This window comes from Candidatus Rhodoblastus alkanivorans (genome assembly GCF_022760755.1).
GTDB classification, from domain to species: domain Bacteria; phylum Pseudomonadota; class Alphaproteobacteria; order Rhizobiales; family Beijerinckiaceae; genus Rhodoblastus; species Rhodoblastus alkanivorans.
This window is the reverse complement of sequence record NZ_JAIVFP010000001.1, coordinates 2,008,536-2,031,623: the sequence shown is the minus strand read 5'-3', so window position 1 is coordinate 2,031,623 and position 23,088 is coordinate 2,008,536. Positions and strand designations below refer to the sequence as shown.

At 62.5% G+C, this 23,088-nt stretch carries 22 protein-coding genes and 2 pseudogenes; 8 read left to right on the top strand and 16 right to left on the bottom strand.

All coding sequences use genetic code 11. The features are described 5' to 3' along the window. Positions 1 to 482: 482 nt before the first annotated feature. The 3 genes and pseudogenes from K2U94_RS09485 to K2U94_RS09475 form a co-directional block, all read right to left on the bottom strand. A complete protein-coding gene (locus K2U94_RS09485; RefSeq protein ID WP_243066973.1) occupies positions 483 to 1,556 on the bottom strand; it encodes an IS110 family RNA-guided transposase in 1,074 nt (357 codons plus the stop codon). Positions 1,557 to 1,675: 119 nt separating this feature from the next. Beyond that, positions 1,676 to 2,407: a ZIP family metal transporter gene (locus K2U94_RS09480; protein ID WP_243066972.1), complete on the bottom strand. Its 732-nt coding sequence runs from the start codon at positions 2,405 to 2,407 to the stop codon at positions 1,676 to 1,678. A gap of 59 nt (positions 2,408 to 2,466) precedes the next feature. Next, positions 2,467 to 2,845: pseudogene (locus tag K2U94_RS09475) on the bottom strand (IS66 family transposase); the annotation flags it as partial. A 585-nt stretch (positions 2,846 to 3,430) separates the two neighbouring features. Here K2U94_RS09475 and K2U94_RS09470 point away from each other — a divergent pair. Continuing rightward, complete coding sequence (locus K2U94_RS09470; RefSeq protein WP_243066971.1) at positions 3,431 to 4,786, top strand: O-linked N-acetylglucosamine transferase, SPINDLY family protein; 1,356 nt, start codon at positions 3,431 to 3,433, stop codon at positions 4,784 to 4,786. Positions 4,787 to 5,038: 252 nt separating this feature from the next. Here K2U94_RS09470 and K2U94_RS09465 read toward each other — a convergent pair whose 3' ends face one another. From K2U94_RS09465 to K2U94_RS09450, 4 genes are all read right to left on the bottom strand, one after another. After that, positions 5,039 to 5,878: an IS5 family transposase gene (locus tag K2U94_RS09465; RefSeq protein WP_243065792.1), complete on the bottom strand. Its 840-nt coding sequence runs from the start codon at positions 5,876 to 5,878 to the stop codon at positions 5,039 to 5,041. A gap of 77 nt (positions 5,879 to 5,955) precedes the next feature. After that, positions 5,956 to 6,336 (bottom strand): TadE/TadG family type IV pilus assembly protein, encoded by a 381-nt coding sequence (locus tag K2U94_RS09460; protein WP_243066970.1) that lies wholly within the window; start codon positions 6,334 to 6,336, stop codon positions 5,956 to 5,958. After that, positions 6,333 to 6,857, bottom strand: a complete 525-nt coding sequence (locus K2U94_RS09455; RefSeq protein WP_243066969.1) for a TadE/TadG family type IV pilus assembly protein — start codon at positions 6,855 to 6,857, stop codon at positions 6,333 to 6,335. Before K2U94_RS09455 ends, K2U94_RS09460 begins: the two co-directional genes overlap by 4 nt. Positions 6,858 to 6,861: 4 nt before the next feature. After that, positions 6,862 to 8,160 (bottom strand): pilus assembly protein TadG-related protein, encoded by a 1,299-nt coding sequence (locus K2U94_RS09450; protein ID WP_243066968.1) that lies wholly within the window; start codon positions 8,158 to 8,160, stop codon positions 6,862 to 6,864. Positions 8,161 to 8,534: 374 nt separating this feature from the next. Here K2U94_RS09450 and K2U94_RS09445 point away from each other — a divergent pair, with 374 nt between their 5' ends. Then, complete coding sequence (locus K2U94_RS09445) at positions 8,535 to 9,203, top strand: transposase (protein WP_243066967.1); 669 nt, start codon at positions 8,535 to 8,537, stop codon at positions 9,201 to 9,203. A 279-nt stretch (positions 9,204 to 9,482) separates the two neighbouring features. On the opposite strand, the gene K2U94_RS09440 is transcribed toward K2U94_RS09445, so the two are convergent. From K2U94_RS09440 to rpoZ, 6 genes and pseudogenes are all read right to left on the bottom strand, one after another. Continuing rightward, entirely contained in the window at positions 9,483 to 9,665 is a 183-nt protein-coding gene (locus K2U94_RS09440; protein ID WP_243066966.1) for a hypothetical protein, read from the bottom strand. A 166-nt stretch (positions 9,666 to 9,831) separates the two neighbouring features. Continuing rightward, positions 9,832 to 9,984, bottom strand: a complete 153-nt coding sequence (locus tag K2U94_RS09435; protein ID WP_243066965.1) for a DUF3309 family protein — start codon at positions 9,982 to 9,984, stop codon at positions 9,832 to 9,834. Positions 9,985 to 10,317: 333 nt separating this feature from the next. Further along, complete coding sequence (gene acpS, locus K2U94_RS09430) at positions 10,318 to 10,719, bottom strand: holo-ACP synthase (protein WP_243066964.1); 402 nt, start codon at positions 10,717 to 10,719, stop codon at positions 10,318 to 10,320. 137 nt (positions 10,720 to 10,856) lie between these two features. Further along, positions 10,857 to 11,600: pseudogene (locus K2U94_RS09425) on the bottom strand (pyridoxine 5'-phosphate synthase); the annotation flags it as partial. 22 nt (positions 11,601 to 11,622) lie between these two features. Then, positions 11,623 to 13,806 (bottom strand): RelA/SpoT family protein, encoded by a 2,184-nt coding sequence (locus K2U94_RS09420; RefSeq protein ID WP_243066963.1) that lies wholly within the window; start codon positions 13,804 to 13,806, stop codon positions 11,623 to 11,625. A 189-nt stretch (positions 13,807 to 13,995) separates the two neighbouring features. Beyond that, a complete protein-coding gene (rpoZ, locus tag K2U94_RS09415; RefSeq protein ID WP_243066962.1) occupies positions 13,996 to 14,379 on the bottom strand; it encodes a DNA-directed RNA polymerase subunit omega in 384 nt (127 codons plus the stop codon). Between the two features lie 458 nt (positions 14,380 to 14,837). Here rpoZ and K2U94_RS09410 point away from each other — a divergent pair, with 458 nt between their 5' ends. Both K2U94_RS09410 and K2U94_RS09405 read left to right on the top strand, forming a co-directional pair. Beyond that, the gene (locus K2U94_RS09410) at positions 14,838 to 15,452 is read left to right on the top strand and encodes a LabA-like NYN domain-containing protein (RefSeq protein WP_243066961.1); all 615 of its coding nucleotides are present in this window, start codon (positions 14,838 to 14,840) and stop codon (positions 15,450 to 15,452) included. A gap of 98 nt (positions 15,453 to 15,550) precedes the next feature. After that, on the top strand, positions 15,551 to 16,186 hold the full coding sequence (locus K2U94_RS09405) for a uracil-DNA glycosylase (protein ID WP_243066960.1): 636 nt from the start codon (positions 15,551 to 15,553) through the stop codon (positions 16,184 to 16,186). 9 nt (positions 16,187 to 16,195) lie between these two features. Here the strand turns inward: K2U94_RS09405 and K2U94_RS09400 are convergent, their stop codons facing one another. Then, complete coding sequence (locus K2U94_RS09400; RefSeq protein ID WP_243066959.1) at positions 16,196 to 18,244, bottom strand: lytic transglycosylase domain-containing protein; 2,049 nt, start codon at positions 18,242 to 18,244, stop codon at positions 16,196 to 16,198. On the opposite strand from K2U94_RS09400, the gene K2U94_RS09395 reads away from it, so the two are divergent. The 4 genes from K2U94_RS09395 (at position 18,239) to K2U94_RS09380 (ending at position 21,006) form a co-directional block, all read left to right on the top strand. Continuing rightward, complete coding sequence (locus K2U94_RS09395) at positions 18,239 to 18,577, top strand: hypothetical protein (RefSeq protein WP_243066958.1); 339 nt, start codon at positions 18,239 to 18,241, stop codon at positions 18,575 to 18,577. The genes K2U94_RS09400 and K2U94_RS09395 overlap by 6 nt on opposite strands. A gap of 63 nt (positions 18,578 to 18,640) precedes the next feature. Next, positions 18,641 to 19,537 (top strand): 4-hydroxy-tetrahydrodipicolinate synthase, encoded by an 897-nt coding sequence (gene dapA / locus K2U94_RS09390; protein ID WP_243066957.1) that lies wholly within the window; start codon positions 18,641 to 18,643, stop codon positions 19,535 to 19,537. A gap of 60 nt (positions 19,538 to 19,597) precedes the next feature. Further along, positions 19,598 to 20,074 carry an SsrA-binding protein SmpB gene (gene smpB / locus K2U94_RS09385; protein WP_243066956.1) on the top strand — a complete coding sequence of 159 codons (477 nt, stop codon included), beginning with the start codon at positions 19,598 to 19,600 and terminating at the stop codon, positions 20,072 to 20,074. 47 nt (positions 20,075 to 20,121) lie between these two features. Continuing rightward, a complete protein-coding gene (locus K2U94_RS09380; RefSeq protein WP_243066955.1) occupies positions 20,122 to 21,006 on the top strand; it encodes an alpha/beta fold hydrolase in 885 nt (294 codons plus the stop codon). A gap of 59 nt (positions 21,007 to 21,065) precedes the next feature. On the opposite strand, the gene K2U94_RS09375 is transcribed toward K2U94_RS09380, so the two are convergent. Further along, the gene (locus K2U94_RS09375; protein ID WP_243066954.1) at positions 21,066 to 21,356 is read right to left on the bottom strand and encodes a hypothetical protein; all 291 of its coding nucleotides are present in this window, start codon (positions 21,354 to 21,356) and stop codon (positions 21,066 to 21,068) included. A 103-nt stretch (positions 21,357 to 21,459) separates the two neighbouring features. After that, complete coding sequence (locus K2U94_RS09370) at positions 21,460 to 22,908, bottom strand: L,D-transpeptidase family protein (RefSeq protein ID WP_243066953.1); 1,449 nt, start codon at positions 22,906 to 22,908, stop codon at positions 21,460 to 21,462. Positions 22,909 to 23,088 lie beyond the last annotated feature (180 nt).

Here is a 23,088-nt window from a genome sequence, read left to right as displayed (position 1 = left end):
CCGGACTCATAACCAGTAGGCGACAGTCGCCGCGATGGATACGGCGGCGAGGTCATTGCGTTACAGTGGCATGATACGAAAGCTCCAAATTACTTTGATTGCGGCCACATGTTAGGAATTCTCTTCAGGCCAATTGTGCAATTCGTATCATGTCAGGTCTGGACGGCGCCCCTTGATCAAGGGTTTGCTTGAAGCGGCGTGAAGTTATAGGGTGCGGTCATGTCTCCGGCCTGTTGACGCAGGTGTCTTCCCGCTGGCCCTGATGGATCGTCCGCCAGGCTCTTTGCCGGAATCACCGTAGCGCGCTCGTCTTGGCGCCGACACGATATCTGGCTTCCGAGCCTTTTCCGTTATTTCACATCACCTCGTGGTCACCCTCGATTCCTTCCCGTCGCAACGCGACGAACGCGAGAAAGCCGCTCGCGAAGCGCGCCCTACATAGCGCCGAAGCGAGCGAGCGGCTTTCGGCGGCGTTGGCCTCCTCACGCCGCCGCCGGACGGCCTTCGTAAACGCCGCCATGGCTCATCAGCGCGAACACGATGCGCGCAAGCTTGTTGGCGATCGCGACCGCCGTCAGCTTGTATCCGTATTTCTCCGGCCGGCGCGCCAGCAACGCCTTGGCCCAGCTGCGCAGCCCGTCGTCATGGCCTTGGGCGTGGCGCAGCACCGAGGTCGCGCCGACAACAAGGAGCTTGCGCAAGTAGCGGTCGCCCATTTTGGTGATGCGCCCGAGCCGCTGCTTGCCGCCCGTCGAATGCTGGCGCGGCGTCAGGCCGAGAAAGGCGGCGAACTCCCGCCCGTTGGCGAAGGCGCTCGTATCCGGCGTCGTCGCGACAAGCGCCGAGGCGATCACCGGCCCCACGCCGGGAATGGTCATCAAGCGCCGCGCCGTCGCGTGCGCCTTCGCCTCGCTCGCCAGTTCGTCGTCGATCGCGCCGATCGCTTCGTCCAGCGCGTCGATTTGCGCAGCCAGCGGCAACAGCGCGGCGCGCACGCAATCGGGAACGACGATTTCGCCGTTCTCGTCGGCGCGCCGGTCGAGAAGCGCTTTAAGCTCATAGGCGCGCTGCGCGCCTTGTGGGAGGATGACGCCGATTTCGGCCAGATGGCCGCGCAGAGCGTTGAGCAGCGCCGTGCGCTGGCCGGAAAGCCGCTCGCGCGCGCGATGGCGCATCAGCGCCGCTTGGTTCTCAATCGTGCGCACCGCCACGAAACGCTGGCCGGGGCGCTGAGAGGCCTCGCAGATCGCCGCCGCGTCGGCCGCGTCGTTCTTGCCCCGCCGCACATAAGGCTTGACATGCCCCGCCGGGATCAACCGAACCTCATGGCCCTGCGCGATCAGCAGCCGGCCCCAATGATGCGCCGAGGAACAGGTTTCCATGGCCACGACGCACGGCGGCAGGCGCGCGAAGAAATCAAGCAAGGCGCCGCGCCGAATCTTGCGCGCCACAATGATTTCGCCACCCGCATCGATCGCGTGAACCTGAAAGACGTTCTTCGCCAGATCGACGCCAACCCGCGTGACAGCGGCGGATTTCCCGTTAGACTTCACCATGGACGGCTCCCCGTTCAATGGTTGCGGCAACGACCACCATCATGGCGCATCGATCCCGCTCCGGGACGCCGTCCACCCCATCACCGTAACACCAAGGGCCTCTGTAGGCCCGTTTTGCCTTACCCCTTGCTGAGGATGATCCCAACAGCCACGAGAATCCCTGCTGCAAGCGCGACAAGACTAAATCTGCGCGGCTCGCGTTCCGCCCGCGGCAGAAGATGAGTCGCGCCCACGTAGATCAGGGCGCCGGCTGAAAACGCGAGCAGCAGGCCAAGCAGTGGTGGATGGATCTGGCTTATGAAGGGGTAGGAGGCGAGCGTGCCGACTGGCGTCGTCAGCGCTGCGGCAAGAAAGGCGAGGAGAAAAGACCGCCGCTCGGAGAATCCGCTGCGAATGAGCAAAGTATAGGTGACGATGCCTTCGGGGAACTCATGCAATACCATCCCGACCGCCACGAGCGCGCCCGTAAACATGCTGACGCTGAAGCTGATCGAGTATACGACGCCGTCGAGAAAGGAGTGAAAGCCAATCCCGATGAGAGGAACAAGCCCGAGAGCATACTCGGCAGTCTCCGGCTTGTCGCAGACATAGGCGGTCAGAAACCGGTTGAAGACGAGCATGAACAGATAGCCCGCAAACAGGTAGAACGGCGCCTGCGGGCTCATCGCGAATGACGTCGGAATAATGTGCAGAAAAGACACCGCAATCAGCACGCCGGCCGCAAAGCAGACGAAATATGTGATGTTCTGACGAGCCCATCCTCCGAAGCGGCGAATGGCAAAGATTCCGCTCGTCGTTACCCCGCCGGCGATCAGGCTGGCGGCGAACGCTATCCAAAAATTCTGATCCATATCGGCTCACCTTGTCGCCCAGAGCGCCTTCGCGCTGTTGACCGGAATGAACCCACCCCCTATTTCATGACGCGGACACTCGCGGTTCGGACCGCATTCAAACTAGGATGCCGACGATCACGGCGAAGGAGTTGGCGGCCTTTGAGCCCTGCGGTATCGACGGTTGTCGGGACGTCCGGTTCGGCTTCGGCGGCCCGCATCGCGCGGTAGCTGTTCGTTACTTTTCGCTTGATTACGCAGGGACGGAGCCTGCGTTCCGAGGCGTTGTTGGTGACGTCGACCTCGCCGGGATAGTCGCAAAAGGTGAGAAGCTGGTTTCGCGCGCGGCCGATTTTGGCTTGCAGTTCTCGCGCCAGACCGCACCCCGTCGGCGCGGACAGAAAGGCTTCGCGCTGTTTTTTCCAACTCCCGTTTCTTCCTCGCCAGGGTTGAGGCGGCGAAACCGGCAGCAGGCCAAGGCGGTCATTGTGGTGGAACGCGCCGTGCGTTACCCGGCGGGAGATCGCTGGAAGCCGCTCCAAGGCCCGCCGGCATGCATAATCTCGCTTCGATGTGATGAGGAGGAAAATGAATATGAGCAGTCGCCTCGCGTACCGCATCGTGAGCCGTGGCGGCATTTACCTCCCACTGTTCATGTGCTTCAGTCTCATCTTCAATCCACGTCGCCTTAACTAACCAGAGCGGCATGAGTGTTTCATCCCTTGCTGACGCCCTTAGGGAGCCGGATTGGTCGCTGGCATATGCATCGCAGGCCACCAGCCTGATCGCCACAATGCCAGAAAATGTCAGCTTCTTCCTTGACGAGCATCAAATCTGAACTTGCGGCCGGGAGCGTCAGCAGCGTCGGGTGGGATCAACATGAGGCGATCTTCGTAACCTCTCGCCTTGCTTTCGGCTCGTCGGAAGCGAGGCCGATGGCGCTTTTGGCTCAAGCCTTGCTTGCAATGGTTCGGCGGTCGCCAAAAGCCGACATTCCTCGGACCTTGCGCCAGCGCCGCGACGGATTGCCGTCGGAAAGGCGTCATGCGCGCGTTCATCCGCTCCCGTAACATGTGCGATTGGGAGGATTTCGACCAGCGTCAGGACTATGTCCGCGCGCGTCTGGCGGAACCCGAGGGCGAACGCCTTTCCCCTTTCCTGCTTCTCGCCGAGCCCGGCGTCACCGCGGCCGAGCAGCGCATTTCATCCGAACAATGGATGCGCCAGCGAATCGCCGCGGCGAGGCCTGAGCGGGAAAGGCTGGATTTCCAATTCCCGGACCGGCGCAGGAGCGGCGGCCCGATCAGACTGGGCTATCTGTCCAACGATTTTCACGACCACGCGACAGCGCTTCTCCTGATCGAAATGCTGGAGGCGCATGACCGCGCGCATTTCGAAACCCATGCTTTTTCCTACGGCGCGGACGACGGCAAATCCATGCGTCGCCGATTGGTTCAAGCGTTCGACCATTTCACCGACATCGGTCCGCTTTCCGACGTCCAGGCGGCCACGGCCATTCACGACGGCCGCATCGACATCCTCATCGATCTGAAGGGATTCACGCGAGAGTCGCGAACCTCCATCCTGGCCCTGCGCCCGGCGCCGGTCCAGGTGAACTTCCTTGGCTATCCCGGCACGCTGGGGCCTGGCCTGTGCGATTACATCGTCACCGACGCCTTTTGCACACCCGCCGCCAGCGCGCCGGATTTCGACGAATGCTTCGCCTGTCTGCCGCATTCCTATCAGCCGCGCGGACGGCGTTGCGGCCTTGGCGCCGCGCCGTCGCGCAGCGCACTCGGGCTGCCGGAGCAGGGCTTCGTCTTCTGTTGTTTCAATCAGGCTTACAAATTCACCCCGGCGGTCTTTCATCTCTGGCGACGACTGCTCTCCGCCGTTCCGGACAGCGTTCTCTGGCTTCTGGCCGCGCCTTCCGCCGAGGGCAATTTGCGGAACATGGCGCTCGCCCATGGCGTCGCCGGATCGCGCCTGATCTTCGCGCCGGACGTCTCTCAGGCCGATCACCTCGCCCGCCTGCAACAGGCCGATCTGGCGCTCGACACCGCCCCCTATGGCGCGCACACGACGGCCAGCGACGCGTTATGGGCCGGCGTTCCGATCGTCACGCTGCCGGGCGCGACCTTCGCTTCGCGGGTCGCCGGCAGCCTGTTGCACGCCGTCGGCATGCCCGAACTGATCGCCCGGGACGAAGACGATTTTTTCGCCCTCGCCTTGAGTCTGGCTCAGGAGCCCGCCACTCTGGCGCACAGCAAAGCCAAGCTCGCGAACAACAGGCTCAAGGAGCCGCTCTTCGACGTGGAGGCCTATACGCGGGCCATCGAAACCTTGTTCGCCACGATGTGGCGGCGATTTCAGGACGGCTTGCCGCCGGTCGCGATCTGAATGACGAGCGTGCGTTCAAAAAAGGCCCATAGAGCGGACTGCTTTTCCGTTGAACCGGGGGATTCCTCAATTGGTTGAGTTTTGATTCAACATGATGGCTGGGGAGAATCTCATTACTGTTACGGTGGGATGATATGAAAACTCTAAATTACTTTGGTTGCGGCCACATGATATGATTTCCATTCAGGCTAATTGTGCAATTCATATCATGTCACTGTAACCCCAGAAAGAACTCAGAACCCGACTCGAATTTCAATTCTGACTGGCTTTTGCCCTCGCCAGCCTTCGCATGAGAAGGAAAGCCAGGGCCAATTGCAGCCACGCGAGGGCGGATTCGATGGTCGCCTCGAAGTCTTTTGACAGACGGCGCGCGCGATTGATCCAACCGAGCGTCCTTTCGACGACCCAGCGTTTCGGCAGCACCGTAAATCCTTTCACCTCTTTATCGGTTCGCTTGACGACGGTGATGGAAATGCGGCTCGCCTCGAAGGCTGCGCGCTTGGCTTCATCACCCTGATAACCCCCGTCGACGAAGGACATTTTCACCCACGGGCTCTTGCGATGCACGGCCTTCAGCAACGGCGCGAGAGCGTCGCGGTCCTGCACGTCGGCGGTCGTGATCTGGCATTCGATGGGCAGACCGATCGTGTCGACGGCGAGATGGCGCTTGCGCCCCTTGACCTTCTTGCCCGCATCGAAACCACGGGGGCCGCCGGCTTCCGTCGTCTTGACAGATTGGCTGTCGACGACGACAGCCGTCGGCGCGGCCTCACGGCTTTCCGCTTCGCGGGCGTCCATCACGAGAACGCTGATGATTTGCGCCCACACGCCGCTGTCGCGCCACGCGTAGAAGCGGTTTTGCACGGTCGTGAACGGCGGAAAATCCTTCGGCAGATATCGCCATGGGCAGCCGCAGCGGATCAAATAAAACAAGGCGTTGAGAATGATCTGGGCATCTGTCGGCTTGCGTCCGCGCCGTTTGGGCGGCGGCAACAGCGGCGAAATCAGCGCCAGTTCGGCCTCCGACATATCGCTTGAATAGCGCGCCCGAATGACTTCATACTTCGCGCGATCGGCCTCGCTCCACGGCATCGCGAATCTCCCAAAGTTGTTGCAAACCAAGGGAATCAAGGGCCGCGAGGCCGGTCAACCAATTTCAGGTCAGGCTCTCATGTCGGAAAACAAGCTTCCGCCTTGAGCGGCATGGAGGCTGATTCGAAGACATTCGAGAAAAAGGGATAAGTATAGGAAGCCGAGACCAGGTTGCCGCAAGTTGACTGGCTATATGAAAAGGTCGATGCGGGCAGGTTGAGACCATAGGCTTGCGTCGCCGCATAAGCCTGAATCTCCGAGGCGCTGCCGCATGTCGAGGCGTTGACCGCCGAGCAGCGCGCCGCCGCTTCGACGGCGTGTTCGAGACCAAGCTGGGTCCAAAGCATCATGCCTCCCTGAAAGATCGCCAGCATCAGGCTGATGAAGATCGGGCCGACCATGGCGAACTCCACGGCCGAGACGCCGTCGCGCCGACGGAGGAAATTCAGGACTTTCATTGCATCCTCACTGTGGCCAAGCCGTTGAGACTGAAGCTGCTGGGAACGAGAGGATAGGGCAGCGCGGTCCTATATTGTCCGGACGCCCTGACCGTGAGATAGGTCCCCGCCGCCGTGCCATCGCTGCAGGTGGTTCCGCAGGTCGCCTTGACGACGCCGGATGCGGATGCGCAGCCGCAGAAAGAGCTTGGCGCCGGGTTGGCGGTAACGCCGAAAATGCTCGCGTTGGCCACGGCGTTCGAAATCGCTTGGGGCGAACTCGGATTGGGCAAAGTGGCGTTGGGGGTGAACCCGTGAATAACGGCATATTCCGCGCCGACCTGCGCCGCCTTGTTCACTTCCATCTTCCGATACAGGCCAATGCCGTAATCGACGACGCCAATGAAGAGATAGACCGCGATCGGGAGGACGAACGCGAACTCGACAGCGGAGGCGCCGCTGTTCGCGCGCGCAAATCCACAGACCGAGCGACAAGAAATTTCGGCTGGCCGGGCAGTCGGAAGTCGGGGGAGGAATTTCATCGGATTACTCGACAAGTTGCGCTATGGCGCCGATCTTCTTGATGCCCAGCGACGAGCAATTTGTCGCGAGCCCCGAATTTCCGACGAAGTTGACGGTGTCGCCGACGACTTGAGAGCAACCGTTGAAAGACGACGCGCCGCCGGCAAAAGACACCGCGCCCTTCGGGAAATAAGTGACGCCAGTGAGAATTTGCGAGCTGCCGCCAGCCAAATTGAAAGATGTCCCCACGGGCATATTTCGATCCCCATATAGAACGATTCCAGCGGTCGGTCCGGAGGTTGGCGCGGTCAGATTGATACTGGCGCCGCCGGCGATATTGGCCGTCGCGTAACTTTTGGGAGAGCTGGGGGTGCTCGACGTGAAAACGATGGTCACGCCGGTTCCGGTGAGCGTGGCGCTGCCGTTGACGGTGAACGATCCCTGATCGATGTAATAAATGCCGGGCGACATGGTGACATTGGCGCCGGCGTTGAGCGTCAGGCCACCGCAATAGACTCCAGGAGAAATGGTTTCGGTTTTCTTCGAACTGAAATTGTGTTCATCGCATCCCGAAAACATCGGGGGCGTGACATAAGCATAAGGATCGGCGATGACCGCGCCATGGGTGAAGCCATCGACCGTGGTCATGTTGCTCTGACCTGAAAAGTCGCCTACGGCGCCGATTTGCTGGGCTGAGATCCGCGCCGATCCGCCCGCGTTGACTGAGGTTGAGCTGTTGGAATCGCTGTAGATTGAACAGCCGTTGGCGTTGACGGCGACCGAACCTTGCGCAGAAATCGCGTTGGAGGCGGTTTGATCGAGCGCCAGGATGCATGCGTTGGAGGTTTGGAGCGCGACGGCGCGGGCGCGCTCGGCGACCGATTGCCCACCCAGAAGCGCGGAAAACATGCGCGCCTGCGGCTGGCTTATGATGACTTCGACTGCGGCGCTGTTGCCGGCGTAAGCGCCCCATTGCGGAGGGCGGTTCGCCGTCACCGTGGTTCCCGCGACGCCACTGACGAAATGGTAGCTCGCCGCCACGGCTTTGGCCTGAGTTGGAACGTCCACCCCCGCCTGAAAGCCGACAACGGCGCTGATCGCGGCCGAGTCGGCGGCGCTTTGGAGGCGCCTGTGGGCGGCCTCCCAACTACCGACGTCAGCGGCGAGGCCGACCGCGAGGATAAGGATGGGAGCGCTCAAGCTGAACAGCACAAGTACATTGCCGCCTGACTCCGCGCGGAAATTCCCAAATATCTCTGTGTTAACCAACCTGCAATCAGCCCAAGGCCGTCGCTTCGGCCCAAACTTTAGGGAACGGCGCATGGCGCAACCTCCGCGAACTAAAATTTTATATTTCGTTCTGACTTGCTAAAACGATATTTAACTCTGAGATGAGTGTTGGAATTTAAAATAATAATTAAAATTATATGGAAACGCTTTTAAGTTTTAGGACGATTGTATGATCTTCGCGCCAGGATTGAAGACCTATCCAAGCCCTCGCGGCGGACCGCAACTCTATGGGTTTCGGGAATTTCATCGCGGCGATCGCTGATCGCAGCGCCTCGCAATCGGCGCGAAATGGCTCGATATGCGCTCCGTGGAATTACGGAATTCCGGTGACATGATACGAATTCCCCAATTTATTTGCGCGGCTCACAATGATACGAATGAGCTGATTTCTTGTCTGGCATGCTGTCATGGCCCGTATTGCTCGCATCATCGCTCCCGATCTGCCCCATCATGTCACCCAGCGCGGCAACCGGCGGCAAAAGCTGTTTGTCGAGGAAAGCGATTATGCGCTTTATCGCGATCTGCTCGCCGAGTGCTGCCGCGCCAATGGCGTCGCCTGCTGGGCCTATTGCCTGATGCCCAACCATGTCCATCTCATTCTGACCCCGTCGAGCGAAACTGGACTGTCGCGCGCGGTCGGCGAGGCGCATCGGCGCTATACGGCGTTTTTCAACGCTCGCGCGCGGGTCACCGGCCATTTGTTTCAGGGGCGTTTCGCCTGTTCGGTCATGGACGAAGACCATTTGATAAGCGCCTTGCGCTATCTCGCGTTCAATCCCGTTCGCGCGAGGCGGGTCAAACGGCCGGAAGACTGGCCGCACAGCAGCGTCGCCGCGCATTTGGCGGGCAAGAACGACAAATTGGTCGATGTGACGCCGGGGTTGGCGCGGGCGCCGAAATTTCGGCAATTGCTCGGCGACAATTTACGGCCCGCCGAAGCGGCAGCCTTTGAACTCGCCGGCGCAAATGGCCGGCCCATGGGCGGAGAGGCATTTTTGAACGAAATCGAAGCCAGACTCGGGCGAATGGTGCGGCCACAGAAGCGCGGTCCGAAACCTGGCGCCATCGATAAATGAATCGGCCTGCCGCTGCGCCAACAGGTCACCTGCCTTGCGCGCGGCGCATTCGTGGCGTCCGGTTGCATTTTGGACGGCTTGGCAGAGATTTCCGATGCTGAATTTGAGCAATCGATTGAATTTTCGGCTGTTCCCGTTCCGCGCCGCAGATTCTGCAATTCTCCCGCATTCCGAAGATCGACGACCGCCGTTGCGCCTCCGTTGCTTCCCTTTTTCAAATTAGGGGATTCGTATCATCACCGTAACCGCCGAACCGCCGGCCGGGCACCGTAACCGCAACTACAGCCAATTAATTCCCGCCAGCGGCAACACCCGATGAAGTATGGCCGCCAGGCAAATCAGCCCCACGAGGAGTTTGAGAAGATTTGCCAACCGGCCATCATCAACAAATTTATCGATGGCCCAATAACAAATTGCGCCGACGACGATGATAATCAAAACCGCGATCAAAACCGAAAGCATAGACCCACCTGCGCTGGTAAGGTAGCGACACTCTTTCGCCACCGAGGATGAATGGAAATAGAAAGCCCTTGGTTTGGGTGTTGATGGCTCAAGAGTTCATGAATTGCAGGGGCGATGACGCCGCTGATGCGGTACAATGAGAAAACTGCGCCAGAACGGAGAAAAATCACAATCTGCCGTGTCCGAACAACAAATATACGACAAGCACGATCAGCAAGACACCGCCGATACCGATGCCGCCCCCATATCCCCACCGAGAATAGCCAAACCCGCCCCCGAAAAGGAGAAACAGTACAAGAATAATCAGGATCAGGTCCATCTGCTCCTCCGTTGAGTTATATCAACATCCGTTTTGCCCCCACGCGGGGAGGTACAGGCCCCCCTTGTGGGGGCGCCCTGCCAGCCAGATTAAACCGAAACATTTTGGACTCCAGCGGAAAGTTCGTCCCGCTGGTTACGGTGGCTACGGGGTTACGGTGACATGGGTTACAGTGGACGGCGCCCCGAAATAGCCCACGCCGGCGCGGACGTTTCATATTGAACAAACAAACAACAATGATCCGCAATTCCAGACGGGTTTTATCCTGTCCAAATGATTTCCACCCCCGCCGCTTTCGCCGGAATTGGCGCGCCGGGCGGCGAGACGAGCCAATCAGGACTTCGCCAAAGCCTCGATCATTACCTGCGCCTGGGCGAGCGGATATTCGTCGGTGAGCGTCAGATGGACGCGGGCCTCATGGCCCGGCGGCGTGAGACGCGCCAAGCGCTCGGCGGCGGCGCCGGACAGCTCCAGCGACGGCTTGCCGAAAGCGTCGTTCACCACGCCCATTTCCTGCCAGCCCACGCCCTGCCCCAGCCCGGTGCCGAGCGCCTTGGCGCAGGCTTCCTTGGCGGCGAATCTTTTGGCGTAGGTCGCGGCGCGGGCCTTGCGGCCGTCGGCCTTGGCGCGCTCGATGGCCGTGAAACAGCGGCGGGTGAAGCGGTCGCCATATTTCTCCAGCACCCGCTCGACGCGGCGGATGTCGCAAAGATCGACGCCAAGGCCGACGATCACAGGCCGCGCCCTTCCCCCAATAGCGGCGATGTTTCGCCGCGTCCCTCCGCCGATGGCGGCGATGTTTCGCCGCGTCGCTCCCCCAATTGCGGCGACGTTTCGCCGCGTCGCTCCCCCAATTGCGGCGACGTTTCGCCGCGTCCCTGGGAAATCGCCGCGATCATCCGCTGGATCGCGGCGTCGAGGCCGATGAAGATCGCCTCCGCGACCAGGAAATGACCGATGTTCAGCTCGACGATCTGGGGAAAGGCGGCGATTTCCCGGGCCGTGTCGAAGTCCAGCCCATGGCCGGCGTGACATTCGATGCCAAGCCGCTCGGCTTCCACAGCCGCGGCCCGCAGCCGCGCGAATTCGGCTACGGCCTTCTCCCTCTCACCGATTTCAAGCGCGTGGCACCAGGCGCCCGTATGCAGCTCGACCACCGGCGCCTTCACCTCTTTGGCGGCGGCGAGCGCCTCCATGGAAGGCTCGATGAACAAGGACACGCGCACGCCGGCGCGCGACAGCTCATCGACGAAAGGGGCGAGGCGGTCACGTCCGCCAACGACGTCCAACCCGCCTTCGGTGGTGCGCTCGGTGCGCTTCTCCGGCACCAGGCAACAGGCGTGAGGCCGGATTTTCAAGGCGATGTCGAGCATCTGCTCGGTCGCCGCCATTTCGAAATTCAAGGGCGCGTTGATTGCCTCCTTGAGGCGGCGCATGTCCTCGTCCTGAATATGGCGGCGATCCTCGCGCAGATGCGCGGTGATCCCGTCGGCGCCCGCCGCCAAGGCGATCTGCGCCGCGCGAACGGGATCGGGAACGGCGCCGCCGCGCGCGTTGCGCAGCGTGGCGACATGATCGACATTGACGCCGAGGCGGATTTTTTTCGCGGAACTCATCGCTTGGGCCTTTCGGACATTTTCAGCCGATCACCCTCTCGACGCTGTGGACCATCGGCAACATGCGCAGGCGAGAGAGAATATCATTGAGGTGTTTCAGGTCGAAGACCTGAACGTCGAAGCTGATCTCGCGGAAGTCCGGGGATTTCTTGTTGAATTTCACATCGTCGATATTGGCGCCCTGTTCGCCGATCAGAGCCGCCACCGCGCCGAGGCTGCCCGGCTCGTTGATCGCCGCGACCATGATCCTGGCCGGAAACAGGGCCTGGGCGTCCTCGACGTCCCAGCGCACATCGAGCCAGCGCTCCGGCTGGTCGTCGAAGGCTTCGAGCGCCGGCGACTGGATCGGATAGACCGTGATCCCCTCGCCCGGCGTCATGATGCCGACGATGCGGTCGCCCGGCACCGCGCCGTTGGGCGCGAAACTCACCGGCAGGTCGCCCTGGAGACCGCGGATCGGCACCGCCTCGCCATTATGTGGCGACTTGAACTCGACGCCCTGGGCCTTCTGCATGCGGAACCAGCCGGGCTCGGAGCGGTCGGGCGCCGGCGCCTTCCGCTCTTCCTTGAAATCGGGATAGACCGCCTTCACCACGTCGCCCGAGAACATTTCCCCCCGCCCGACCGCCGCCAGTACATCCTCGATGTTGGAGTGCGCAAGGCGCGGCAGGGACGGACGCAGCTTGTCCTCGGAGAATTTCTTGCCGGCGCGCTCGAAGGCGCGCAACACGATCTGGCGGCCGAGGCCGGCATATTGCGCGCGCACGGCGTCGCGGGTGGCGCGCCGGATCGCCGCGCGCGCCTTGCCGGTGACCGCGATCGTTTCCCACGCGGCCGGCGGGATCTGGCCTTCCGCGCGCACGATCTCCACCTCGTCGCCATTGTCGAGCGGCGCGAGCAAAGGCGCGATGCGCCCGTTGATCTTGGCGCCCACCGCCGAATTGCCGACGCTGGTGTGGACAGCATAGGCGAAGTCGATCGGCGTCGCGCCGCGCGGCAGCGCGATCAGGCGGCCCTTTGGAGTGAAGCAGAACACCTGGTCGTGGAACAGCTCCAGCCTTGTGTGCTCCAGAAACTCTTCCGGACTCGACCCTTCCGCCAGCATGTCGATCGTGCGCTTGAGCCATTGGTAGGCGCTGCTCTCGTGCGAGAGCACGGGCGCCGGCGCGTCGGGCTGGTCCTTGTAGAACGAATGCGCCGCAATCCCGTAGCGCGCGATCTCGTGCATCTCGCGCGTGCGCACTTGCAGTTCGACGCGCTGGCGGCCCGGCCCGACCACCGTGGTGTGGATCGAGCGGTAGTCGTTCTGCTTGGGCGTCGAGATGTAATCCTTGAAGCGGCCGGGCACCATGGGCCATTTGGTGTGGACGACGCCGATGACCCTGTAGCACTCGTCGACGTCGCCGACGACGACGCGGAAGCCGAAAATGTCCGAAAGCTGCTCGAAGGAGAGCGACTTGCGCTCCATCTTGCTCCATACCGAATAGGGCTGTTTCTGGCGCCCGTGGACCTCGGCCTCGATGCCGCGCAGCGCCAGCTCTTCGGTCAGTTCGTCCTCGATGGTCTTGATCAGCTCGCGGTTCGTTTCGCGCAAATCCTCGAGCCGCGTCGACACCATCGCGAAAGCTTCGGGCATCAGATATCTGAACGAGAGATTCTCCAGCTCGTTGCGCAGATTCTGCATGCCCATACGCCCGGCCAGCGGCGCATAAATGTCGAGCGTCTCCTGGGCGATCCGCGCCCTTTTGTCCGGCGAGACGTAATGCAGCGTGCGCATATTGTGCAGCCGGTCCGCGAGCTTCACCAGCAGCACGCGCACGTCCTCGGCGATCGCCAGCAGCAGCTTGCGGAAATTTTCCGCCTGCGCCGCGCGTTTGGAGACGAGATCGAGCTTTTTCAGCTTGGTCAGGCCATCGACGAGACGGCCGATCTCGTGGCCGAACAGGGAATCGATTTCGGCCTTGGTGGCGCCGGTGTCCTCGATCGTATCGTGCAGAACGGCCGCGACGATGGTCGCGTCGTCGAGCTTCAGTTCGGTGAGGATCGCGGCGACTTCGAGCGGATGGGTGAAATAGGGATCCCCGGAAGCGCGCTTCTGCTGGCCATGGGCGCGCATGGCATAGACATAGGCGCGGTTGAGCAGGTCTTCGTCGGTGTGCGGATTATATTTGCGAACGCGATCGACGAGTTCGTATTGCCGCATCATGCCGACGAAAATCTCCAGGACCGGAGTGGAAAAGCGTACTTCAGCAATATCAGCGGAGCGACGGTCCGCGGCAAGCGCGGCGCGCGCCGGAACGCTAAAAAAACTGATGGAAACCACACGACGGGGCGCGGGAAACAAAAAGCCTCCCGCGCGGCTTGCGCGAGAGGCGGCTGCGGCGCAAGCGACGCCTTATTCGGAATCGTCTTCGGTTTCCGCCGGCGGCACCAAGCCTTCCAGTCCGCGCAGCAGATCTTCCTCGGTCATGCGGTCGAACTGGACATCGCCAGCGGCGTCGCTGACCGGCGTGACAAGAGTGGGCACGACTTCCGCCTCGGGCTCGTCCACCTCGACATGCTGCTGCAGCGAATGGATGAAATCTTCCTTGAGGTCTTCGGGCGCGACGGTCTCGTCAGCGATCTCGCGCAGCGCGACGACCGGATTCTTGTCGTTATCGCGCGAAATGGTGATTGGCGCGCCGGATGAAATCATCCGCGCACGATGGCTGGCGAGTAGAACGAGGTCGAAGCGGTTGTCGACCTTGTCAATGCAGTCTTCTACGGTGACGCGAGCCATTCGGCCACACTCCTGGAGAACAGACGATGTAGGGAATTTGCCTGCATACATGAAAGGGGCTGTCAAGGCAAGTCCCGCGAATCTCCGCGTTCCTGGCGCTTTCGCAAAATAGCCAGATTCGAACTTTAGGCTCGAGCAGCGCCTCGCCATTGACAAAACGATTGACAAATCATTGTAGGAACACAATCTTCAGCGATATTCAATCATGTTGGCGCGGTTTCGACGCGAAGGCGGCGTCGGGCGGCCCCAAGCGACGGGAAACGGATTGCAGCAGCCTTGGCCCCGAATTTCCGTAAAATAACGACTCCGAACTTGCCACCTCCGATTTTTGGCGCCATCGCCGAAACTTCATAAAAACGTAACTTGCATTTCCCGTTTTTTGCGATAGAGCAATGTCAAAACATGAACCGCAAACAAACTGATTATCCATCAACTTCAACTAGAAGTGGAAATTGATAATGGCTGAACCGGAACGCATCGCGCTATTCATTGACGGAGCAAACCTTTACGCAACTGCGAAATCGTTAGGTTTCGACATTGATTACAAGCGCCTCCTGAAGGAATTTCAGTCCAAGGGACGTCTGCTCAGGGCTTTCTACTATACTGCCCTGGTCGAGGATCAGGAATATTCCTCGATCCGGCCACTGATCGACTGGCTCGACTACAATGGCTATGCCGTCGTCACCAAGCCGGCGAAGGAATTCGTGGACGCTCTGGGCCGCCGCAAGGTCAAGGGCAACATGGACATCGAACTCGCCGTGGACGCCATGGAAATGGCCGATCACATCGACCATATGGTGCTGTTCTCGGGCGACGGCGACTTCCGTTCGCTCGTCGAGGCCGTGCAGCGCAAAGGGGTGCGTGTTTCGGTTCTCTCGACCATTACGACGCAGCCGCCGATGGTCGCCGACGAATTGCGTCGTCAGGCCGACGAATTCGTCGACATCGTCCATATCGCCAACAAAATCGGCCGCGACCCGGCGGAACGCACCGAACGCATGCAGCGGTTCCAGGAACGGCGCCCGGCCAATGTCGCCTCGCCGCAGGAGCAGATGGCGGACGACGACGAGTGACGCGCGCGAGCAGCGCGAAAGCAGATCGACCAAACAGCACGAGCGCGGAACGACAAGGAGGCGCGCCGACGACGACCGCGGCGGCGCCTCTTTCCTTTTTGGAGCCCGATGCGGATTGCGGCCTCTGCCCGCGTCTCGGTGAATTCCGCCTTGAGAACCGCCGCGCGCTTCCCGACGGCTTCAATGCGCCCGTGCCCGCCTTCGGACCGCTCGACGCCGAACTGCTGATTCTCGGCCTCGCCCCGGGCTTGCACGGCGCCAATCGGACCGGGCGCCCTTTCACCGGAGACTGGGCCGGCGACCTGCTCTATCCCGCGCTGCTGCGCCACGGTTTTGCTGAAGGCGCTTATCGCGAACGCGCCGACGACGGATTGCAATTGCGTTCAAGCCGCATTTCCAACGCGGTGCGCTGCGTCCCGCCGCAGAACAAGCCGACCTCTCAGGAAATCGCGACCTGCCGCGAATTTCTGGAGCGCGAGATCGCCGCCATGCCTCGCCTGCGCGCGCTTCTCTGCCTCGGACGCATCGCCCATGACAGCGCGTTGCGCCTGTTCGGCGAAAAGGCCAAGGCCCTGCCCTTCGCCCATGGCGCCGTTCATCGCCTGAAATCGCGCGCCATCACACTTTACGACTCGTATCATTGCTCGCGCTACAACACGAACACTGGCGTCCTCACGCATGAAATGTTCGAGGCGGTCTTCGCGCGGATCGCAGCCGATCTGCGCGCCGGCTGAACCAACGCCTCACTCCCTCGCGGCGACCGTCTGCCGGAGGTCGCCCGCGACGAGATCGGGCGCCGGATCGTCGAGGCGCGCGCGATAGATGTGCAGGTTTTCGATGATCTTCTCGACGTAATAGCGCGTCTCGGTAAAGGGAATGCGTTCGATCCAGTCGATCGGATCGACATTGGCGGCGCGCGGATCGCCATAGGCCTTGATCCAGTCGCCGACATTGCCGCCGCCGGCGTTATAGGCCGCGAAAGCGAGAATATAATTGCCGCGATATTCTGTGAGCAACTGGCCGAGGTGGAAGGCGCCAAGCTGGGCGCTGAAGGCGGCGTCGCTCTTCAGCTTCTGCTCGTCATAGGCGACGCCGGCGCTCTGCGCCGCCTTGCGCGCCGTCGACTCGATCATCTGCATCAGGCCGAAAGCGCCGGCGCCCGACTTGGCCACGGCGTTGAAGGCGCTTTCCTGCCGCGCGATCGCCAGCACCACCGGACGGCTCGCGGAATTGGCCAGCTCGGAATATTGGGGCACGCCATTGAGGGGAAAAGCCAGGCTGTCGATGGCGAGGCCGCGGTGCAACGCCGCCTTGCCGGCGATCAGCGCGGTATGGGCGTCGCTGTGAGCCTCGATCAGTTGCGACAACGCCGCCATCTGGGTCGGATCGGTCAGCGTCGAGGCGCTTTCAAGCGCGAGCCGGCGCGCGGCGTCCTGCTCGCCCAGGTCGAACAGCAGTTGGACCGCACGCACGACCTCGGCGCGCGATTCGCCCTGGGCCGCCGTCGGCGCCGGCCGCAGCATCACCGGCTCCTCGCCGAGTTTTGCCCGCGCCATCTGGCCATAGAAGGTCTCGGTTTCATTGGCCGCCCGCGCGTAAAACCGCTTGGCGTCCTGGCCGCGCGCCTCGGCGGCGCGGCCCTGCCAATAGGTGGCGCGGGCGATGGAATGCGGCGTACGCGCGATCTGGGCCAGCTTGTCGAAATGCGGCGCCGCGAGCGCCGGATCGTTGAGGAAGCGCAGCGCGATCCAGCCGGCGGTGAACTCGGCCTCGACGTCGGCGGCGTTGGACGCCGGCGCATGTTCGGCGGCGATTTGATAGGCGCGACGGTTCTCTCCGGCGTCGAGCAATTTGCGCGCGAGCAGGCGGCGCTCGACCCACCAGTCGTCGGGGCTCGCCAGCACGGCGGGATCGCGCGGCGCGGCGAGCATGAGTTTGGCCGCCTCGTCGATATGATTGGCGTGGCGTTCCGAATGAATGCGCATGTAAAGCAGGCCGGGATCGCCGCGCAGGCTGGCGGGCGCGCGCCGCGCAACCTTGGTCCAGGAGGCGCCATGAGCGAGATCCGATTCGGCGCGATAGAGCGCCCGTCCATCCTTGCCGGCGAGCGCGGCGGCGCGCGACGCCGCCGAATATTGCTCGCGCTCCATCAGGCGGTCGAGCCGAAAGATTTTGTCCGCAACGGTCAGCGCGCCGGAGAAATTCTTGAGCAGGCGCTTTTCCAGGGCCGGCCCCAGATCGCTGCCGCGCCACAGATCGCGAGCGATCTGCGCCGCTTCGTCCGCCCGCGCCGGATCGTTGCGCAGAAGCTCGGCATAGACGAGACGACCGCCGGCGGTGGTCGGCGGAAATTCGGCGAAATAAGCCGCGGCGCGATCAGGCTTGGCGCCTTGCGAGCCGGCGAGTTCTTCAGCGCGCTTGCGCAACTGGGCGGTTGGCCAGTCCGGGTGGGAGCGCAGGAACGCGACGACCCGGTCGAGCCCCGCCTTGTCGGGATGGAATCGAATCAGGGTCCATTCCACGGCGTCGCGAACCATCGGATCCCTGGTCGCCAGCGCCGCGTCGCCGGACCTGACGTCGCCTTGCCCGTAATAGCGCAGCGTGTCGGCGACGCCAGAAAGATCATGCGCGGCCGCCTTCTCGGCGCCGGAATCGTCCTTCCGGCTCCCGGCGAATTTCGACGGATCGGGCGGGCCCCAATGGCCGTCGTCCTGCGCCGAGGATGGCGACTGCGACGGAAAATAGACGGGAAGCGACGGAATGATGGGGCGGCGGGACGCGTAATATTGCATGACCGGTATCGTCAGACAGCAGGTCGCGGCGAAAGCCGCGCCCGCCAGTCGTCGATCCATGGGCAATATCCGCATTTAAACGCCTTCTGCTTCGTGACGCCGGCAGCAGCCTGCGCCGATGAAATTAACGACGGGTTAACCACTCGCCTCGGCGCGAATTTCCTTCGCATCGCCCGAGCAGGATTTTCGGAAAGTTCGCCGGCTTTCGGACAAAATCCTGCTGAACAAGGAGCCTTCCGCATGTATTGGTTGGCGAATCAACGAATTCATGTTGCGGGCGCGACGCGCCCCTTTTCGTCGCCGTTTTCAGCCGCTATGAGTGACGCAGGCTAATAACCTGCCAAAAGCGGCGCCGGTTGGGCCACAAAGCGGCGATAAGCAGGACGGAAAATGGCGATGGCGACAGCAACGCGACTTCGGGGATGGATGACGGCGCTGGTGACGCCTTTCAAGCAGGGCGCCGTGGACGAGGCCGCGCTCCGCGCCCTGATCGGCTGGCAGATCGAGAGCGGAATCCATGGGCTCGTGCCGGTCGGGACGACAGGCGAGAGCCCGACGCTGTCGCATGACGAGCACAAGCGCGTCGTCGAGATCGCTGTCGCCGAGGCGAAAGGCCGCGTTCCCGTGATCGCCGGCGCCGGCTCCAACAATACGCGCGAGGCGATCGATCTCGCCGTCCACGCCGAAAAGGCGGGCGCCGACGCCGTGCTGGTCGTGACCCCCTATTACAACAAGCCGAACCAGGAAGGCCTGTTCCAGCATTTCAAGGCGATCGACGAGGCTATCGGCATCCCGATCGTGATCTACAACATCCCGCCGCGCTCGGTGATCGACATGTCGGTCGAGACGATGACGCGCTGTTACGGCGAATTGCGAAATATCGTCGGCGTCAAGGACGCAACCGGCAATGTCGCGCGCATTTCCATGCAGCGCCAGGCGATGGGGCCCGATTTCCTGCAGTTTTCTGGCGACGACATGACGGCGCTGGCCTGTTTCGCCGCCGGCGCCGTCGGCTGTATTTCGGTCGTCTCCAATGCGGCGCCGCGCCCCTGCGCCGACCTGTGGAAGGCGGCGCAGGGCGGCGACTTCGCCAAGGCCCTCGTCATTCAGGACAAGCTGACGCCCCTTCACGCCGCGACCTTTCTCGAAGCCGGCGTCACCGGCGCCAAGACCGGTCTGAGCCTGCTCGGCAAGGCTTCCGAGGAAGTCCGCCTGCCCCTGGTCGGCTCGACCGACAAGACGCGCGATGCGATCCACGCCGCGATGATTCACGCGGGCGTTCTCGCGGCCTGAGGCCTCACTGGCGGCGCCAATGCGCCGCCGCACCAACGGAGCGGGACGACCCGACAGCAAGTGGCGGAAAAACCGAAATCCAATTTCAAGATCGTCGCCGACAACCGCAAGGCGCGTTACAACTACGAAATCGGCGAGACTTTCGACGCGGGACTCGCCTTGACCGGGACCGAGGTGAAAAGTCTGCGCACCGGCCGCTCCAATATCGCCGAATCCTACGCCAGCGTGGACAAGAATGGTGAAATCTGGCTGGTGAACGCCAATATTCCCGAATATTTCGCCGGAAACCGTTTCAACCATGAACCCAAGCGGCTGCGCAAACTCCTGCTGAAACATCGAGAGATCGCCAAACTCGCGCAGGGCGTCCAAAGAGAGGGCATGACGATCGTGCCGCTCAAGCTATATTTCAACGACCGGGGCCGCGCGAAAATCGAGATCGCGCTCGCCCGGGGCAAGCAGACGCACGACAAGCGCGAGACCGAGAAGCAGCGCGACTGGAACCGCGAGAAAAGCCGGCTCCTGAAGCGGGGCGATTGAACGCCCGCGCCGGCCGACCGCATAGAAGACTTCGGGGGGCGCCGCGGATGAGCGGGAAACTGCAGAGCCTTTTCTTCCAATCCAGCGACGGGCTCAATCTTCATGCCCTGGTCCAGGAGGAGGAGCCGGGCCGGCGCAGCGGCGCCCCGCCCGTCGTATGCCTGCCGGGCCTGACCCGTCCGGCGCGCGATTTCGTGGTGCTCGGAAGCTTTTTGCGCGCGCGCTCCAATCGGCGGGTGGTCAGCCTGGATTATCGCGGCCGCGGCGGATCGGACTGGGATCCCGACTGGACCCACTATAATTTTCCGACCGAACTCGCCGACATTCTTACGGTTCTGGAGGCGCTCGGAATCGGCTCCGCGATTTTTGTCGGGCTGTCGCGGGGCGGGCTCCACGCCATCATTCTGGCGAACCAGCGGCCGGACATTGTGAAGGCGATGGTCCTCGCCGACGTCGGCCCGCAGATTGAGGTCGACGGTCTGGCGCGCATCCGTCAATATGTCGGCAAACTACCGCTACTGCGCGATCTCGACGCCGCCGTCGCGCATTACAAAAGCGTGTTGGGACCGTTCTTCCCGAGCGTCCCGGACGAGCACTGGCGATTCTATGCGCAGAACTCGCTGAACCAGACGCCGGAGCGGCTGCGCCTGTCCTATGACCCGCAACTGGCGCGGACGCTCGACAATTTCGACCCCACGAAGCCGCTGCCCGACTTCTGGCCGCAGTTCGCCGCCGTTCAGGCGCCGATTCTTGCCCTGCGCGCCGAACATTCCGACGTGCTGGCGCCGGAGGTTCATGCCGAAATGGCGGCGCGCCACCCCTTGTGCCAGACCCATGTCGTGCCCGGCCAGGGCCACGCGCCGTTCCTGCTCGATTTTCCGACGCTTGAACGGATCGCCGAGTTCATCGACGAAACCGACTCCGCCGCTTGATCTTTTTGCTTTAGCAGGATTTTTTCCGAAAACCGGCGACCGCTTTTCGGAAATCCTGCTTACGCCTCGCGCTGACCGGAAAAATCCGTCGCGCCCAGCGGCGAGGTGAAGGTTCCCGCGAGCGCGTCGCCGTCCGCTTTGACGCTGAAGCCGATCGCGAATTTCCCCATCGGCGTCGGAACCTGGGCGGTGAATTCGGCCGTGTCGTCGGTGATTTGCAGATCGTTCAGCGGCGCCTCGCCGATCGGCGAGATCAGTCCGCCGGTTCCGTCGGCATTGATGCGCAATGAAGGGGTCTGGACGCCAAAGGGCGTTTCCAGGTTCAGTTTCCAGATGCCGACAATTCTCATGCTGCCGTCCTTGGGCAAGTGCTTCCGCCGACGCCTCCCATCGAGGCCGGGCGCGCGGATCATAGCGGGGAGCGGAGCGCGCCGCCAGTTGCGGAAAAGCGAATCACCAGCCGGCGATGCGGGCGCAGGAGCGACCGGCGGCGCCAAACTCGTAGCGATCGCCGCAGGCATAGGCCACCGGCGGAATATGAGTGCGCTCGAATATGTCATAGCCCTGCTTGAGATTTCGCCAGAAGGCCGACCAGTCCTGATGCGGCCGCGCATTGCCCGGCGCGAGGAAGGAGAGGAATGTACGCGGCGCGCTTTCGCGCGCGATCGCCTGGTCGGTCATCCGGAACGGGAAGATATGCACCGGCACCTCGCGCTCGCCATCGCGCAGAGCCGCCGCGACGATCGGATAAATCTGGTCGATCCCGGCGTTGGTCATCGCGAAACAGCCGACCGATTTGCAGTCGCCATGGACCATGACGGCGTTGCCCGTGGCGCCATGGCGACGGTCATAGGCGTTGGGATAGCCGAGGTCGAACGCCAGATGAAAATGGGAATGCGGGTTCAGCTGGCGGGCGGAAACTTCATAAAAGCCTTCGGGGGACTGGTAATCCGCAAATCTCAACTTGGGCCCGAGCTGGCCCGACCATCGGCAGACGGGGAAGGTTTTGTAAAGCGCATAGCCGTCGCCGCGCTTCATCCAAAGCTCAAGCACGGATTCCTTCTTGAAGATACGGATATAGACGGGGTCGCCCATCTTGAAGCCGCCGCGCGCGACTTCCGGCGGAGCCGGCTCCAACTCGGCGGGCTTCATGACGGAACTGGCGCCGCCCACCGACGAGGTGACCGCGGCCAGGGCGTTGGCGAAGCCGGTAAACCCGCTCTGCGGCGCGGCGGCGGAGGGCGCGGCCGCCGGGGCGGAAAGGACCGGCGCGCGCCCCTGGCCGGGAACGGGCGGCGGCGCGGGCAGATTGGCGGCCGCAGGCGTGAGGGCCGCCTCAAGTTGCGACGCGGAGGAGGCGTCCAGCGACGTCGGACGGACTGGCGGCAGCGGCGCGGGCTTGCCATGGAACAGTTCGTTTTCGGCGGCGGCCTCGGGCGCCGCCGGGATCGGCTCCGGATTGGTCGGCGTCGCCATATCGCTGGCGGGAAGCGACGCCTCGACCACCGTCGCGTCCTCGCCCATGCGCAGGTCCAGCGGCAGGGCCAGAGCCATCGATGGGGAAAAGACCGGCGGCGCATCGGATTCGAGGCTCGCGACGATGGGGCCGCTCGGCCGCGCGGGAGCCGGAGCGGGCGCAGGCTCGGATACAGGCGCTTGGACCTCGGAAACAGGCGCTTGAACGTTGGAAGCTGGCGCTTGGACGGCGGCGAGCTTTTGAGGCGCCGGAACGGCGGGCGCCGCCGCCGCGACGGGCGCGCGAAGCGCAACCTGCGTCTCCAGCGGATTGGCCGCCTGCTGCTGCTGAATGGCGGCCTGATAGGACAGAAACGCGCCAAGGCAGAGCGACGCCGCGCTAGCGACGGCAAGCCCCAGGAAACGCGCCCATTTGCGATGTTTCACGGTCAACGCCTCCGATATCCGAACGAATCGAAAAACGCTGCAACCTGCCTGCCGCAGCCGGCTCAGAATCGAAGCCGAAACGAAGCATTTGCATCTTGCGCGACGCTTGCCTTGGTTCAAATCAATTCCTGAAAAATCCGTGACCAGAGCGGCGCTTTTTTGATAGGCGTTGTTTTTCTG

What these genes read in the sequence shown, in the direction of transcription:
- rpoZ (WP_243066962.1), bottom strand. Translation starts at nt 14,379, where the DNA reads ATGGCTCGCGTCACCGTAGAAGACTGCATTGACAAGGTCGACAACCGC.
- K2U94_RS09450 (WP_243066968.1), bottom strand. Translation starts at nt 8,160, where the DNA reads ATGCGCCGTTCCCTAAAGTTTGGGCCGAAGCGACGGCCTTGGGCTGAT.
- K2U94_RS09455 (WP_243066969.1), bottom strand. Translation starts at nt 6,857, where the DNA reads ATGAAATTCCTCCCCCGACTTCCGACTGCCCGGCCAGCCGAAATTTCT.
- dapA (WP_243066957.1), top strand. Translation starts at nt 18,641, where the DNA reads ATGGCGACAGCAACGCGACTTCGGGGATGGATGACGGCGCTGGTGACG.
- K2U94_RS09470 (WP_243066971.1), top strand. Translation starts at nt 3,431, where the DNA reads ATGCGCGCGTTCATCCGCTCCCGTAACATGTGCGATTGGGAGGATTTC.
- K2U94_RS09480 (WP_243066972.1), bottom strand. Translation starts at nt 2,407, where the DNA reads ATGGATCAGAATTTTTGGATAGCGTTCGCCGCCAGCCTGATCGCCGGC.
- K2U94_RS09465 (WP_243065792.1), bottom strand. Translation starts at nt 5,878, where the DNA reads ATGCCGTGGAGCGAGGCCGATCGCGCGAAGTATGAAGTCATTCGGGCG.
- K2U94_RS09420 (WP_243066963.1), bottom strand. Translation starts at nt 13,806, where the DNA reads ATGATGCGGCAATACGAACTCGTCGATCGCGTTCGCAAATATAATCCG.
- K2U94_RS09440 (WP_243066966.1), bottom strand. Translation starts at nt 9,665, where the DNA reads ATGCTTTCGGTTTTGATCGCGGTTTTGATTATCATCGTCGTCGGCGCA.
- K2U94_RS09400 (WP_243066959.1), bottom strand. Translation starts at nt 18,244, where the DNA reads ATGCAATATTACGCGTCCCGCCGCCCCATCATTCCGTCGCTTCCCGTC.
- K2U94_RS09485 (WP_243066973.1), bottom strand. Translation starts at nt 1,556, where the DNA reads ATGGTGAAGTCTAACGGGAAATCCGCCGCTGTCACGCGGGTTGGCGTC.
- K2U94_RS09380 (WP_243066955.1), top strand. Translation starts at nt 20,122, where the DNA reads ATGAGCGGGAAACTGCAGAGCCTTTTCTTCCAATCCAGCGACGGGCTC.
- K2U94_RS09435 (WP_243066965.1), bottom strand. Translation starts at nt 9,984, where the DNA reads ATGGACCTGATCCTGATTATTCTTGTACTGTTTCTCCTTTTCGGGGGC.
- K2U94_RS09460 (WP_243066970.1), bottom strand. Translation starts at nt 6,336, where the DNA reads ATGAAAGTCCTGAATTTCCTCCGTCGGCGCGACGGCGTCTCGGCCGTG.
- K2U94_RS09410 (WP_243066961.1), top strand. Translation starts at nt 14,838, where the DNA reads ATGGCTGAACCGGAACGCATCGCGCTATTCATTGACGGAGCAAACCTT.
- K2U94_RS09375 (WP_243066954.1), bottom strand. Translation starts at nt 21,356, where the DNA reads ATGAGAATTGTCGGCATCTGGAAACTGAACCTGGAAACGCCCTTTGGC.
- K2U94_RS09445 (WP_243066967.1), top strand. Translation starts at nt 8,535, where the DNA reads ATGGCCCGTATTGCTCGCATCATCGCTCCCGATCTGCCCCATCATGTC.